This is a genomic window from Flavobacterium luteum, assembly GCF_008806775.1.
In the GTDB taxonomy this organism is placed as follows: Bacteria; Bacteroidota; Bacteroidia; order Flavobacteriales; family Flavobacteriaceae; genus Flavobacterium; species Flavobacterium luteum.
The window spans coordinates 1-15,578 of the sequence record NZ_WAEM01000011.1; the positions used below are offsets into that span (position 1 = coordinate 1).

General features: G+C 35.9%; 6 protein-coding genes. All 6 read right to left on the reverse strand.

What is annotated here, in order from left to right; genetic code table 11:
- A partial coding sequence (locus F6464_RS13575) for a beta strand repeat-containing protein (protein ID WP_151108497.1) occupies nt 1–3,849 on the reverse strand: 3,849 nt, incomplete at its 3' end.
- Nucleotides 3,850–4,234: 385 nt separating this feature from the next.
- Entirely contained in the window at nt 4,235–4,966 is a 732-nt protein-coding gene (locus tag F6464_RS13580; protein WP_151108498.1) for a DUF5017 domain-containing protein, read from the reverse strand.
- 18 nt (nt 4,967–4,984) lie between these two features.
- Nucleotides 4,985–6,688, reverse strand: coding sequence for a RagB/SusD family nutrient uptake outer membrane protein (locus F6464_RS13585; RefSeq protein WP_151108499.1), 1,704 nt, complete (start codon nt 6,686–6,688; stop codon nt 4,985–4,987).
- 16 nt (nt 6,689–6,704) lie between these two features.
- Nucleotides 6,705–9,779, reverse strand: coding sequence for a SusC/RagA family TonB-linked outer membrane protein (locus F6464_RS13590; RefSeq protein WP_151108500.1), 3,075 nt, complete (start codon nt 9,777–9,779; stop codon nt 6,705–6,707).
- A 698-nt stretch (nt 9,780–10,477) separates the two neighbouring features.
- Entirely contained in the window at nt 10,478–11,641 is a 1,164-nt protein-coding gene (locus F6464_RS13595) for a T9SS type A sorting domain-containing protein (RefSeq protein ID WP_151108501.1), read from the reverse strand.
- Nucleotides 11,642–12,017: 376 nt separating this feature from the next.
- On the reverse strand, nt 12,018–15,545 hold the full coding sequence (locus F6464_RS13600) for a glycoside hydrolase family protein (protein ID WP_151108502.1): 3,528 nt from the start codon (nt 15,543–15,545) through the stop codon (nt 12,018–12,020).
- Nucleotides 15,546–15,578 lie beyond the last annotated feature (33 nt).

The following is a 15,578-nucleotide window of genomic DNA, read 5'->3' on the forward strand; positions in this document are numbered from 1 at the left end:
AGTACCAGCGCCAACAATACGTATCAATCCATTAACTATGGTTGCTACTGCTGTGTTGTTACTAACATAAGAAACAGTTAAACCAGAACTGGCTGTTGCTCCTGGGTTAAAGTCAATATCACCTACTGTTTTAGAAGGCAAGGCACTAAAAGTAATGCTTTGGTTGGATTTTGATACCGTTAAACTTTGATTAACTGAAAGAGCTGCATTGTAGTTCGTATCGCCCACTTGAGAAGCAGTAATAGTAGCAGTACCAGCGCCAACAATACGTATCAATCCATTAACTATGGTTGCTACTGCTGTGTTGTTACTAACATAAGAAACAGTTAAACCAGAACTGGCTGTTGCTCCTGGGTTAAAGTCAATATCACCTACTGTTTTAGAAGGCAAGGCACTAAAAGTAATGCTTTGGTTGGATTTTGATACCGTTAAACTTTGATTAACTGAAAGAGCTGCATTGTAGTTCGTATCGCCTACTTGAGAAGCAGTAATAGTAGAAGTACCAGCACCAACAATACGTATCAATCCATTAACTATGGTGGCAACTGCTGTGTTGCTACTAACATAAGAAACAGTCAAACCAGAACTGGCTGTTGCTCCTGGGTTAAAATCAGTATCACCAAAGGTTTTAGTAGGCAAGGCACTAAAAGTAATGCTTTGGTTGGATTTTGATACCGTTAAACTTTGATTAACTGAAAGAGCTGCATTGTAGTTCGTATCGCCTACTTGAGAAGCAGTAATAGTAGAAGTACCAGCACCAACAATACGTATCAATCCATTAACTATGGTGGCAACTGCTGTGTTGCTACTAACATAAGAAACAGTCAAACCAGAACTGGCTGTTGCTCCTGGATTAAAGTCAGCATCGCCTACTGTTTTAGAAGGCAAAGCACTAAAAGTAATGTCTTGACTGGTTTTTACTGGAGTTGCTTCATTTGAAGCTGCACTTGCAGCACTTTGACCCACACTGTTTGTTGCCTTTACAGTAAAGGTGTAAGCAGTTCCATTAGTTAACCCAGAAACTGTTATCACTCCACTTCCTGCTTGATTTAAAGTCCCTGTAAGTCCACCTGGATTAGATGTTGCGGTATAGGATGTAATTACGGAGTTCCCACTAAAAGCAGGAGCAGTAAAAGAAACTAATGCTTGCCCACTAATTCCAGAAGCCGTTGCTATTCCAATAATTGGAGCGTCTGGTACACTAACTGTATAGGAAATTTTTACTTGACCATTACCGCCATTACCGCCAGCGCGACCTCCGCTTGCTGTCCCGAAGGCGCCTGAACCTGCTCCGCCAGGACTTGATCCAAGGTTTCCAATACCTGCCACAGTTTTACTTGCACCACCCGAACCTCCATTTGGACCACCTCCATCACCACCTTTACCCCCACTCGAGGTAGCGCCGTTGGCACCCGCACTTCCAATAGTTACTGTACCTCCAGAACCACCAACTGTATTGATCCCGCCTAAACCAAATGCGGTATTAATTACTCCTGTTCCTATTGCTTTAGCACCTATTACACCTCCATTTGCGATAACCGGAATAACAGATGAAAATTGACTGCTACCGCCAGCTGTTCCATTAGTACTACCATTAATACTTGCAACCCCTCCTGCTCCAACTGTAACATTATAATTTGTGCCTGGTATAACAGTAATGTTTTCGTTGATTACATAAGACCCACCGGCACCACCGCCACCTACTCCTCCAGTACTAGTTGAACCGCCTGAACCGCCTGCGCCCCAGCATTCAACAATAACTGAAGTAACTTCAGCAGGAGCTAACCATAAAGAGTTTCCTACTGTAGTAAAAGAAGTTTGATTTAGAACTGATAAATTTTGTGCAACTGATAGTGCTGGATCATAGCCACTATCCCCCGCTTGTGAAGCAGTGATTACAGTTACTCCAACGCCAACGATATGAATCATATTGTTAACAATGGTTGCCACATTAGTATTAGAACTTGTGTAGGTAATCGCTAAGCCAGAACTAGCTGTTGCCCCTGGATTAAAGTCAGCATCTCCTACTTTTTTTGATGGTAATGCATTGAAATTTATAGTTTGGGCTAGTTTACCAACTCCAACAATATTCATTTCAATTCCATTAAAGATATCATCAAGAGTATCTGTATTGACCAACATAAAATCAGAACCATTGATACCTCCTTGATTCATAACACCATCAATAATATTAAAAACTTCTGTTCGCCATTGATTCGTTCCAGTTCCTGTAAATGGTATGGTTTGAAGACCTGCAGAATTTCTATATTTAAAGGCCCAAGTAGAACCCGCTGTTTTATCCAGCCAGATAATAGTAAACTTTAAGTTTTTATTATTTGCAGGAAGTTCGCTATCAAGTTTGAAATACATCGTGTTTTTACCTGTAGTATTTTCAAAAGAACGAGCAAAACGATCGTACTTTGAGGAACTTGCCGTTATGGCTCCCCGCACCCTGAATAATCCGATGGAAGTATCATCAGGATTTATCTGCGTCATAAATCGCTCAATGTTTCCTTCGGCTATTTCCCAACCCGCATCATTGTAAAAATCTTGATTTTCACGCTGACCTACTTGTCCTAATACTACTGCCGCCGGATCTTCTAATCGAGCACCCCTGTCATAATATTTAGTGTCATTGCATATATTTTGATAGCGTAATGTGTTACTCTGGGTAGCATTTCCATATTTCCATTCAGGAAACTTAACTTTATCAGCGGCATTCAGCCCTTCATGAAATACCGAAAAAGCGGTTGTGGCCGTTTCAGGATATACCTGTTGTGCATATTTATTATACATTTTGAAGGTTTCAATAATCCCGGGATTAGCGAAAGCATATTGCATGGCACTTACCGAAACATTTGTACAAGAAACACCCGTATTAAGACCTCCAAGAGCCGCCCAATAAAACCCAATTTCATAGTTCAAAGCAAAATACCCTTTTGTCCAGGACTGGTCCATTTCTGAAGCTGAAAATAGTTTTACTCCATTAGGATTTCCGGCACTAACCTTAGGGTTAATTAAAAAGGGAGTCCATTGTTCTTTAAAAGTTTGTTCATCACTCAAATGATGTCCCCTGTTATAAGCCCCCCCTTTGATTCCAAAACCAATTGCAGGATCTAGCTGGGTCATTATCCAATTGTAAGCTGACGGATTATCAATAGGGTCAATACTGTTAAAAGTTAAAACAATTTTGTGATCGGAAACATCGTTGAAATATTGCTTGAATTTGGCAAAACATTCCAAACGAAATGTTTCCCAATCCGATGGGGATATAGCATATTGAGGATTAACACTTGAAACAGTTCCTTTGTAGGCTTCTTCATCACCGGTAGCACCCGTTTTCACCTGAATAAAAGCAATATGACTGAATTTTTCTTGCGGCTGATTTCTTAAAAATAGTGCAAATTGTTCAATCATTTTAAAATAATACGTTTTATAATTTGCATTTAAATAATACGGATAGCCATGAGCTGCAAACGCATCATTCTTGGGAGCGTTACTGATTACATCCACTTTGGGAACACCATTGCCAAAAAGCCACAACGGACAATCAGGCCCTACATTGACACTAAATCGAATCAACTTATTATTGGCAACAGCAAGGTCCAAAGACGCTTGAAAAGCAGAAAAATCCCAACCGTTTGGTCCACTAGGCTGAATATCTCCCCAAACAGCAGAAGTTTCAATACCCAAAACAAAATTGGTTTGTGGATCTGAATAATCTACAACTCCTTCACCTCGATCCCAAATTCCATAATAGGAAGTAGGCAGCGATTGGGAATGTGATTTTGTAATACAAAATGCTATCGCAATAATTAAGGCAATGTGTTTAAATATAAATTTTGTCATGTTTTTATTATTTATTATTTTAAAAATTATCAAAAGACCACAATTTTTAATTTTGTTAAATCTTAAATAGTTGAATATAGATTACAAAATAAACACATATATTTTTTATCGTGTTGTCAAAACAAGTCAATAAGTATGCGTTTTTGTTTCATTTGACACAAAAAACTCTATTAAATAAAATTGTATTTCGAATCTTTGAGATCCCTTAAAATAATTCAACATATCTTCATCGAGAAGATTTATGTTTTGAGGGAGGATACTGAAAGGAAATCTAGCTAATAAAAAAAATCCACTTCATTTCTAAAGTGGATTTTCTAGAATTAAAATACTAATATCTCTTAATTACTCGAAGTGTTGTTTTTACTAAAAAAAATAAAGATTTGTCTTATTGCACTATAATAGTAACCGTATCCGTATTTCTTTTATAATCGAATTCACTAGCTGAAGAAGTTCTATCGTCTATATAACCATTTCCTGTATAATTTTTTTGACCTACTTTAGTACCTAATACTGTTACCGTGTAAGTTCCAGGTGTAGTGAATTTATAGGAATAGGTCAAATAATTTCTATTCAAAGCTACACCGGTAGAAAATCCTCCTACTGGAGCCAATAACACACTATTATTAGTAAAATAGGTAGTTACAAGGCCACCACATTGTGAATATGTTTTAAGTGTTGGCATTATTTCCCTTAAACGATTTGCGGCAGTATCCATATAGTAAGGTTTATCTACTAAATTGGTTATACCAGTAAGTATTGTGTTTGCATCAAGAGTCGCAGTGGGATTTAAAACATTAAACGCCGCAATTTCAGTAGTCAAAATGGGAGTCCAAATGTCTAATTGTGCTTGTGATAAGACATACTCCTCTTGATCCACTTTTTTCCCTTGAGTAATCACTAAATAACTTTTGGTAAAATCGTGTCCAGCATCTCCGGAATAAATGACATAGGTTTCAGCATTGCCTGATATGGTAAAATTTACCGTTTCATTTACAGCAACTTCTGTTTTACTTGCTTCTATACTTACCCAAGTATCTAGTTCATCTTTCACACAAGACGTAAAAGAAAACAAAAGGGTTAAGCACAATAGAACATATATTGAATATTTGGTTTTCATACTATTTATTTTTTATAATTAATTGTATCCGGGATTATTATTAACTATGGCGGGATTTGCTAAAATTTCGTTATTGGGTATCGGCATTAGATTATGATAATCTTGAACATTACCAGATAAGTTTATCCAATCCAAGTTTTGCTGATTCCAATAATTTTTCCATTTAGTAGGAGTAATTGCAGGTACTTCAGCAGGAATTGGTTGGGTTTGCTTTGCTAAGAATTTAGCATTTAAACCAAGCAAAGTGGATTGTAACTTACCCCAACGTACCAAATCAAACCATCTTTTACCTTCTGCCATTAACTCGCGAGTACGTTCTAGTATTATATAATCTCTAAAAGCTTCCTGAGTTGAAACCAAAGGATCGGAAAGTGTTAAATCGACCAAACCAGTCGATTTTTGAAGTGTCAATACACGTGGTAGAGCATCTGTGTGAACTCCTCCAGCATTTACATTTCTCGCTCTACTTCTCAATTTGTTTAAAGCATCTATGGCTTCTTGTTCTGGACCACTCGTCTCGTTTAAAGCCTCGGCATAAATTAACAATACCTCTGCAAACCTAAATATGGGCCAGTTCACATCGTAATCTTGAACTTTAAGTGGGAAATTAGAATCGTGTACTGGATAACGCCTAAACTTTCCAGCCGATACAGGAGTACTACTTATTGTACTTAATCTGATGAACTTCCCGGTAGCTGCTTTAATTTCAATTCTCGCATCAGTCCATTGCAATCGAATACTGTCTGCTTTATCATATAAAAACTGATGATAGGTATTTGCCCTTACAGTAGCTGTTGAACCTCCAGCCAATAGATTATTTATACCACTAGCATCAGAAGGTATACCCATATTATAACCTATACTACTCCCTACACCAAGTTTAGGAGACTTAAATTGTACATCAAAAATGATCTCATTGTTATTTTTATTTTGTACTGAAAAAGCATCCGGAAAATAATCACACAACGAATACCTGTTTGCATCCATTACTTCTTTGGCAAATTTTGCTGCCAACGCAAAATCTGCAATTCCTTTATCTCCTGTATTATCTCTTTTTGCTATACTCCCTCTATTAAGATAAACACTAGCCAACAAAGTTTTAGCAGCATCTTGAGTTGCATGGCCTGCTAATTCTGGAGCCTTTACTTTAAGATTGATAACGCCATACTGCAAATCTTTAATTATATTTTCATAAATAGTGGCGACAGGAGTTCTAGGGATATTCAAATTATTTAACGAAGTAGTTTCTGTTTCTTTATACGGTACATCTCCAAAATATCGAATTAAATTGAAGTACAATAACGATTTAATAAATTTGGCTTCAGCCACTAAACTATTTCTTTCAGTAACATCCATATCAATAGTGGGGATTTTTGCTATAGCAAGATTAGCTCTATTGATTCCTATATAATGATCTCTCCAGATAGGTAAAATTACATCTATGTTGTCTGCGGTAAAAGTGTAGGAGTTAATCCCTCCTACGAATGATTTAGGAGCTACATTTGTTTCGTCTGTAGTTAAAAGTCCTTGACATCTGCTGTATGCCCCTTCAAGCTGTAACGAACTGTAAACCCCTACAATTGCTGCTCTAGCATTAGCTTCTGTTTTAAATGAATTTTCAGGCGAAGCTTGAGACAAGGGAACTTCTTCTAATAAATCACTACAGGCTACAAAACCCGCAATCAGTAGTAAAGAACCAAAATATTTGATTATATTTTTCATATTTTTATATTTAAAATTAAAAATTAAGGGAAAGACCGCATGTTACGGTAAAGTTACGTGGATAACTACCCAAATCGACTCCACCACCAACTTTACCTGCAGTTCCACCTATAGCATTTACTTCAGGATCAAACCAGGAATACCGGGTCAACATAAATGGGTTATTAACTCTGGCGAATAATCTAAATTTGCTCACATTTAAACTTTCAACAACTGACTTAGGCATTGCATAACCCAAAGTAATATAATCACACTTTATAAACGACCCGTCTTCTACATAAGAACTTCGAAATAATGTTGAATAGGCTCCATTACCATTTTCTCCATGAAAAGTCCCAGTGGGATTAAATGCGCCACTGTAAGAGTGATTATACATGGCTAGTAGCGTGTTATTATTTCCAATATTTACCTTATCTAAGTCCGTAACATTTGCATTGATGACATCGTTACCATACGAAAAGCGTAAAAAGAAACTAAAATCAAAACTTTTATAGGTAAATTCATTATTCAATCCTCCAATAAATTCTGGTGTTGTATTCGCAATTGGCACCTTATCAGCTAAAGTAATCAAGCCATCTCCGTTGACATCGTATATTTTGACTTGTCCGTTATTATTAAAGTCCGGAATTCCCGCACCCAATTGCTTTGGACTATTTGCAGCTTCGGTCTGATTGTTGATAATCTGATCTTCAATATATCCATAATACAGCCCGGTTGATTCACCTACTCGAACCAATATTTCATTATTAAATTTACCAGAAATATTAGCATCAAAATAAAACTCAGGCTTGTCGCCTAAATCTAGCACCATACTTCTATTTAATGAAAAAGTAAAATCAGATCTCCATTTAAAATCGCTATTATTAATATTGACACTATTAACTGTCAATTCAAACCCTTTATTACTAAAGGAACCTATATTTTTCAAAGCAGTCTCAAAACCAGACGATGGCGGCAACTGAACGTCTAATAGCAAATCTGTAGTTTTTTTGTAATAAACTTCAGCAGTAACAGTTAAACGGTTATTGAAAAACCCTAAATCTAAACCTAAATTGTATTGCGCCGTAGTTTCCCATTTTAAATCAGGGTTTGCTACGTTGTTGGGTACTTTTCCTGATGAAAAAATATCATTAAAAACATAATTTCCAGCATTTAATAAACTTAATGCACTGTAGGCTGGTATTTGATTGTTGCCGGTTAAACCATAGGAAGCTCTTAATTTTAAGTTATCAAAAATATCAGTGTTTTTGATAAATGATTCTTCGGAAAGCGTCCATCCTAATGCCAATGAAGGGAAATAACCCCATTTGTTATCTTTGCCAAATTTTGAAGAACCATCTGCTCTCATAGATGCCGTTAAAAGGTATTTTTTGTTGTAACCATAGGATACACGTCCTAAATAGGAGGCCAATTTTTCCTCGGATAGAACATTAGTCGGAAAATCTGCTAAAATGGCACTTGTTAAATCATTAAAACCATTCGTTTGATCACTAAAATTAGATGCCCCAGCGGTAAAATTACTTCTTTGATTATCTGAAAACTCCCCAACAGCTGTAGCATTAATATTGTGCAGTCCTAATACTTTCTTGTAATTCAATCGGGCCTCAACTACTTGATTTAAAGTTTCTCCTTTTTGAAATTGCGCTACTCCATTCGCAAATCTTCCCTTAATTACAGTTGAGGGATAAAATACCTGCGAATTATTAAAAGAGCGATTAAATCCGTAGCTGGTATAAAAAGTTAAATCCTTAGTCACTTTTGTTTCATAAAAAACATTTCCAATTATTCTTGAACTTTCTGTTTGATTTTTAACTTGATTAAGATAGGTAAGAACATTTTCATTATTTCCAGTGTTGATTTCAGGATCAATATCAATTTGTCCCAGAGTAAAATCAATGGGTTGAAAAGGATTGGTTGTAAACACCTTTTTGAAAATACCTTCCGGAGATTTATCTAAACTTCTACCAATATTTTTTGTAAATGCTAGTTTTATGTTAGTTCCAATTCTGGTTCCTTGTCCAATAGTTTGCACTATATTGGAATTTAAATTATATCGTTTAAAATTAGTCGCTATAACAACCCCTTCTTGATCCAGATAACTTCCAGAGAGTTGGTATTGCAAACCGTCTTTGCTACCGCCTCCCATACTTAGATCTAACTTTCTGGTAACAGCTGCTTGAGTAGCCGCTTTAGCCCAGTTTGTCCCTTGTGTATTAGCATCTTTTTTATCTTGCCAATAAGGATTTATACTTGTCGTAGTTCCATTCAAATAATCAATTTGGTCATATCTTATACGTTGATCAATAAATTCAGATGGAGTAAGTACTCTTGGAAAATTTGTAGCAAGGGACAACCCAGTGCTTAGAGTGGCACTGATTTCTGCTTTACCTTCCTTCCCTAGTTTAGTGGTGATAATTATCACTCCATTTGATCCCCTTGCACCATAGATAGCAGTAGCAGATGCATCTTTTAAAACTTCAATAGACTTAATCTGACCAGGATCTAAATCGGATAATGGATTTGACGATACATTTTCATCGGGAATAATGGGAAAACCATCAATAACATACAAGGGCTGATTACCACTAGTGAGTGAACTTCCACCTCGAATAATGGCCTTTACACCAGAACCTAATCCATTGTCGTTTTGTGTAATTTGCAAACCAGCAACACGACCAGCCAAAGCGGTTTGAACATCTAATGGATCCCCTTTCTCAATACTCGATGCTCTAACAGAAGATATCGCTCCTGTTAAATCCTTTTTCTTAGCTGTTCCGTATCCTATTACAACAACTTCATCTAAAGTAACATTCGACTCTACAAGGACAATTTCAATTGAACTACCTTGAATCTTAACTTCCTTTTTAGTAAAACCTGTACAAGTGATTGTTAAGACATCGCCGATTTTTGCCTTAATTTTAAAAATACCATCAAAATCAGTGATAACTCCGTTTTTAGTTCCTTTAATAGTTACATTAGTTTGTGGAATTGGCAAACCTTTGAGGTCTTTAACAACTCCTTCTATCGTACCCTGTGCGAATAATGATATTGAAAATGTAAAAAAAATAATTGTTAATAATTTGAATTTCATTTTATTTTTTTGGTTAAATTGGTTGTGGTTTGTAACAATTTATGAATTAAATAAACAATTAAATACCTTAAAAAAATACAGCTTATTGAAGGCACATTAAAGTTTTATTGCATCACATTATTAAATATATGGTCAAAAATAAGTTTATATGAAGATTAGTAGCAATACAAAAAGTCTCTTTAATAGTGTCTATTTGTGTCATCTGTAGTACTATTAACATATTTTCATCCTATATCTGCTGAAAATTAAAAATACAGTTGTGTTTTCAAGAATTATATTGCAGTACTGCTAATTTTTAGTGCTGTCAAAATAAATGTTAAAAAATGAAAATAAAAAAAATGCCATCCTATTAAAACAAAATAACCCAATCAAACTATCGATCTTGTCTTGTTTAAAATTTGAACATTATGTATACCAAAAGAAATGCATTTTAATTTATAAACTTAAGTATTTTAATTTTAATTTACAAAATACCACATATTGCGGTGATTTAAAATTTTTCCATTTGCTAAAAATTTGTCTTTTGCACCCACTTTTTGCCATTTTTTCATTCGATATCTCAGCTATGCAACTTAAAAAAGAATTCAATTGGATATAAAATTCTAAATTTTCGCTAAAGCGCAAAAAGTTTAAATCACTTCAGTTATAAAAATTTGACTGGAGAGGGTTAATTCAATAATAACGTGATGGTATTACAATTATTTTTTCACTATTTTTTTTGTACGCTCCATAGTATCCTGTCGGAACTTAATAAAGTAAACTCCTTTTTTCAAGCTACTTAAATTAATGCTGTTAGTCGATGGCTTGGCTACTCTCAGTACCATTTTGCCATTGACATCAATTAAAACTATCTCGTTAATGTTAGAGGAATCATTCCAATTTATAACCGAATGAGTTGGATTGGGGTACACATTCAACTCCAACCGATCCTTATTCATCCCCTTCACACCCATTGGTCCAGTCAAACTTTTTGAGAACAACCAATCCAAAGTATTAGGCTCTGGATCTGAACTCGTTCCTGCAAATTGTGTAGTATAATCAATATTTTTTACGGTAACTATTCCTGTAGTTGTATCAGGAATTAAGACTTTTGCTTTCCCGGAAGCTTCATATGAATTAACCAAATGATATTCTGTACTATGACCTACCCCAAGGAATGTGGTAAATTTCATCTTAGCGTTTATGGACTTCATATAATCAAACAACTCCACATCAGGAGCATATTTCATAGTAGTATCTGCATCTCCATGCATTGTCCATAAATTAAAATTAACCAATTGATCTCTATCAGCCTGAACAAGATCATTTGCTCCCTCGGTCGAAACAACTATGGCTGCGGCAAAATAGGCTGGGTCAAGGCTAATAAATTTATTAGTACCAAAACCTCCGGCAGATTGCCCTAACACATAAATCTTGTTCATGTCAACATTTGGTAGAGACGAAATGATATCTTTTGCCGAGTTTAAATAGCCATTATCCCACATGTCAACAGTATTGTCGGCATTTTTTATCCCTTGCAAACAAACAATATATGATGGGTGAGCCAATCGTATAGAATCTTTTGCAAACTCTTGATTGATATGTCTAAGATTATTAATATTATAATCATTAGCTGTAGCCTTATTAAATCCAGTGTATCCATGTAAAGTTATGACCACGGGATACTTTTTGGATGCATCAAAATTAATGGGTCGCAATAAACGATATGATAAGGCATCATTAACGTTTTTAAATTTAACCTTCAGGGGTTCATATTTATCTACGACCCATTGCGGCTGATTCCATTGCGCCAATATTTTTATTGGGAAAAAAACGAGCAGAAAAAATACACTATAAAGACAATTTAAACGTAATGATTTCATTTTATATCAATTATTAGTTTTACCTTTTTTATTTAAATCAAAAACTACTATTCTCTTCAATTAATTTGGTCTACTAGATCTTAATTGATGAAAATTGAAACTTCAAAAAAACGACTTTTATTTAAAATTTATCTATACATTAAGTATCAAAAATTAGGTGAATTTGTATCATTAAGCCACCAATAATTAGTTATTCACCTATAAAATTAGAATTTTAGTTAAAGCTGAATTTTGCGATTGATACTATTCAACAAAAAAAAGATGCTCCAAACGGAACATCTTTTAAAATTATTTTTTTTTTAATAAAAACAATTAAAGGTACAGCTATCTAATACTTCGTTTCTTAACTTCATTAAACATAAGATAGCTTGAAGCCCTATTTAATTTTGACATCCAAGTTGCGTCCTTCACTTCTCACCCGAGCGAAATCATTGAAATTGATAATTTTCTTTCCGCCAATGATCAAATCTTTAATTACAATTCCGCGCATAAAATCATCTGGTGTTTCTGGTCGAACTCCGAAAATACTTTTCCAGTTTTGCCCCATAGGTACTTGTATGTTGTCGAAGGTAATGTCTTGAATTCCTATCATTTTGCTGAAACGTGACCCTGTCATCGGTGCAAACTGAAAGAGAGGATTAACGATGGTTTCAAAAGTGATTTTCTGCATCACGATGTCGGCTACATAACCAAAATTATTGAAGTTTTTATCATTATTGATGCCAAGCCAAAACGCGCCTCTCATTGGGTTATAGTAATCCTTTTCTAAATTGCTCACTCCATATTGACCGTAGCGTCCATCAATAACTGTTACGTTACGAATTAGTGAGTGACCAAGCGTTTCACCATCTTTTGGCATTGTGCGGACGAAGCAAAAAACGTTGGCGTTATTCTGCTGCCAAGCAAACCAACCGTCAATGTCCAAACCCGTTTTGATGTAGGTACCGTCATCTTGCTCTATGCTAAAAAGGTTACGTCGCACCATTCCCCATTGTGAAGCATCGGTGTTACCGTGGAAACCAAATAATGTTTTTACATTAGACAATAATGCGGGAGATCCAAAGAAATTTGCTGAATGGAAATGCCTGCCAGTAAAAGTCAACCCTTCAAGAATACCATTCTTACCGTTTCGATCAACCAAGATAATATAACTGGGCACATCTTCCAATCCTACAAACCAGTCCATTTGTTCACCAGAAAGTATACCACGGCCACGAATAGTGAAATTTTTAATAGCACCAATCATGGTACTTTTTTCTTTGTTTGAGGCTGCTACATACACATAATCTTCTTTCTTCCGATACCCTTCTTTGAATGCTGGATACTCAAATATAGATTTGTTTTGAGTAATTAGTTTAGTCCCATACGCAATATTGGAAGCCTTGTCGCGATCTACACCAAGAATGGTTCCTGCCACATAGGCATCTCCAGGTATGTAAATTGTTTGATCGCTAAAAACTGGAAAGAAAAAACCAATATCGTGATACCCTGGAGCAAAATTAATCACCCTATACTTAGCTAGTTTCTTACGGTTTTCCAATGTTTTAAAATCATCACTGGTTTTTATGGTTAGCACAGCAGCGTCTGTAGGATCTGGTGCTGGGTCTTCTGGTGGATTTCCGAAAACGAAAAGTGGACGAATCCAGTCACCGTTAACAATAATCGCCAAATAGTGTGGTGAAGCTAGTGTAAAAGTAAAGCTTCTGTGGTCAGCTGAATAGATTGGCTTGATGTTTAATTGTGAAGGCATAATCAAAACATCTTTAACATCTGGGCAGCGATATTTCATCTTTACCGTAACTTCAACTTCTCCACGATGGGTGAAGTTAGCAAAATGCTCTGTCAACATTGGTGGAGGATTTACCAAACGGTTTCTTGTGCTCATCAATGTCCCTACGTTTTCATAGACTGGCACTTTTGAACTCTTAGTACCACTACTGTTTTGGGATACGCTTAACTCATAATCTGGCGAATGAAGTGTATACATACGAGGGTCATAGACCTCAGCGTAGGTCTGCAAAAAATCACCATCTGGTACTACAATAGTCTTTATCCCTTTTAAACTTGCTCCAGTAGCATTATTGCCCAAAGCGGCAGATAAGGTTTTCGGATAATTGGGATCCGCTTTTTGCTTATCATTTGGGTAAGCAATTTGATGAGCAATTAGACTTCCATACTTATCACCATCTTCGTCTTTGCGAGCATAAGCAATTGCTGGATTAGTAGCTGCAGCAACTAGAGGAAAATCTCGTTTAATATCTTCTGCAATTGGTGACTTACCTGCTGCAATAGTTTTATCATCAACAGTAACATTAAACGCATACTGTTCTATTTGTTTGAGAATTTTTGCAGGCTCACCGTTAACAAGGATATTTTTAACATTGACATCGCGTACCGAGGCCTTCTCACTTAAACCAAAAGCATTTACAGTAAAGGACGTGATTGGGTTTAAGGTGGTCATTTGAACATCACTTAGCGATACTCTACTGATGCTGCCCTGATATTCTCCCCTACGATAGGGGGAAAAACCAACAGCTAAACTTAAAAGTGAGGCTTTGGATTTTTTACCTGTGTAAATACCCTTGATATTTTTGAAGTTAAAATCACTTAAATTACCAAAATGAACTTGATTTACTGAAAATAAGCTTTTCCATTCACCAATTACGGTTAAATTATCAACAGAAATATTCTTAAGATCATCAAGAATTCGGTCTCCAACGTAAAATGGTGACTCAATAGCTTCAAAACCAACAATCATGTTGTCAATAAAGCTAGTATTCGAGCCAAAAGTAGAGAGTACCCTAGTATCTGTTGAAATGTAACAATCGGTAACTTTAGATTGAGCGCCCACACAGATGCCACCAAAACCTTTTTCGAAATTAATCACCTTAACATTCTCTATGAGCGTATTATTACCCTTTCCCATAATAGGTTGTTGAGAAGGATAAATAATGGTAATACCTTGGACAATTTGATTATCAGCAGGCTCTCGGTTAAAACCACCAAGATAGATGGAATTGCTCCAAAAACGCAATGGTCGAGGCAAGAAATTGTTATTTGGCCCTTCAGTAACTTGATAGTTTTCGCCCGAAAGAATTCCTCGCCCGAATATTTTAACCCCTGAAGCACCTGCAGTATTCGCATCTGGTGAACAGGTGAAAAATCCGCGAACATAAGCCCCGGGTGCAAGGTAGATTTGCAAACCCGGCTTTAACGGAAAGCCATCCCCCATTTCGTGTAGCCCTGGAGCAAAATAAAGTGTGCTTTTTGTCGTTTTTTCATACTCAGCTCGAGGAGTTCCCGGCAGAATTAAAAAGGTATTTACACCATTCTTGTCTGGAATATCTACCTCTGGTGCTTCGGCAAAAATTGTTAATCGTCTTGATAAATCTTTATTTAAAATTAAAACATACTTACTCCCCATTTCTGCGGTAAACGAAATTGTTTTGTCCTCAATTTTAAAGTCGACTTTATTGCCTTTTTGATCTATTAGCAGGAGGTCATTTAGCGACAAACTATCTTCAATTTGAGTAATCCGGATTAGTGCAGTAGTTTCTTTCTCGAATGAAACCCAAGATTCACGAGCGTATTTGATTGTTTTCTTTTCCTCTCCGAGAGGTGTAGTATTTGCCCCTGGTAGGTAATTTTTTCTAAATTTATTCTCGGCCATAAAGAAAACGAAGGCCATTTGACCGTCAACTGTAACACTAAAATCAATACTGGAATCAATGCCCTTGGGCGCTGAATAAATATTTAACTTATCCTTATTCCCACCCTTAGTAAGTCCATACTTATTGCTCTCCGAAAAGCTTGCCTTTGATTGATGAAAAGCAACCATTTTTAAGGAAAGTAGTAGTATTAAAACTATTGAAAATAGTACTGAATTATTTTTTTCTTTTTTCATTTTATTTCAATTGATTTCTGATTCCTGTTGATC

Bases quoted from the DNA above. Each gene is read 5' to 3' on its own strand.
- F6464_RS13580 (WP_151108498.1), bottom strand. From the start codon at position 4,966: ATGAAAACCAAATATTCAATATATGTTCTATTGTGCTTAACCCTTTTG.
- F6464_RS13585 (WP_151108499.1), bottom strand. From the start codon at position 6,688: ATGAAAAATATAATCAAATATTTTGGTTCTTTACTACTGATTGCGGGT.
- F6464_RS13590 (WP_151108500.1), bottom strand. From the start codon at position 9,779: ATGAAATTCAAATTATTAACAATTATTTTTTTTACATTTTCAATATCA.
- F6464_RS13595 (WP_151108501.1), bottom strand. From the start codon at position 11,641: ATGAAATCATTACGTTTAAATTGTCTTTATAGTGTATTTTTTCTGCTC.
- F6464_RS13600 (WP_151108502.1), bottom strand. From the start codon at position 15,545: ATGAAAAAAGAAAAAAATAATTCAGTACTATTTTCAATAGTTTTAATA.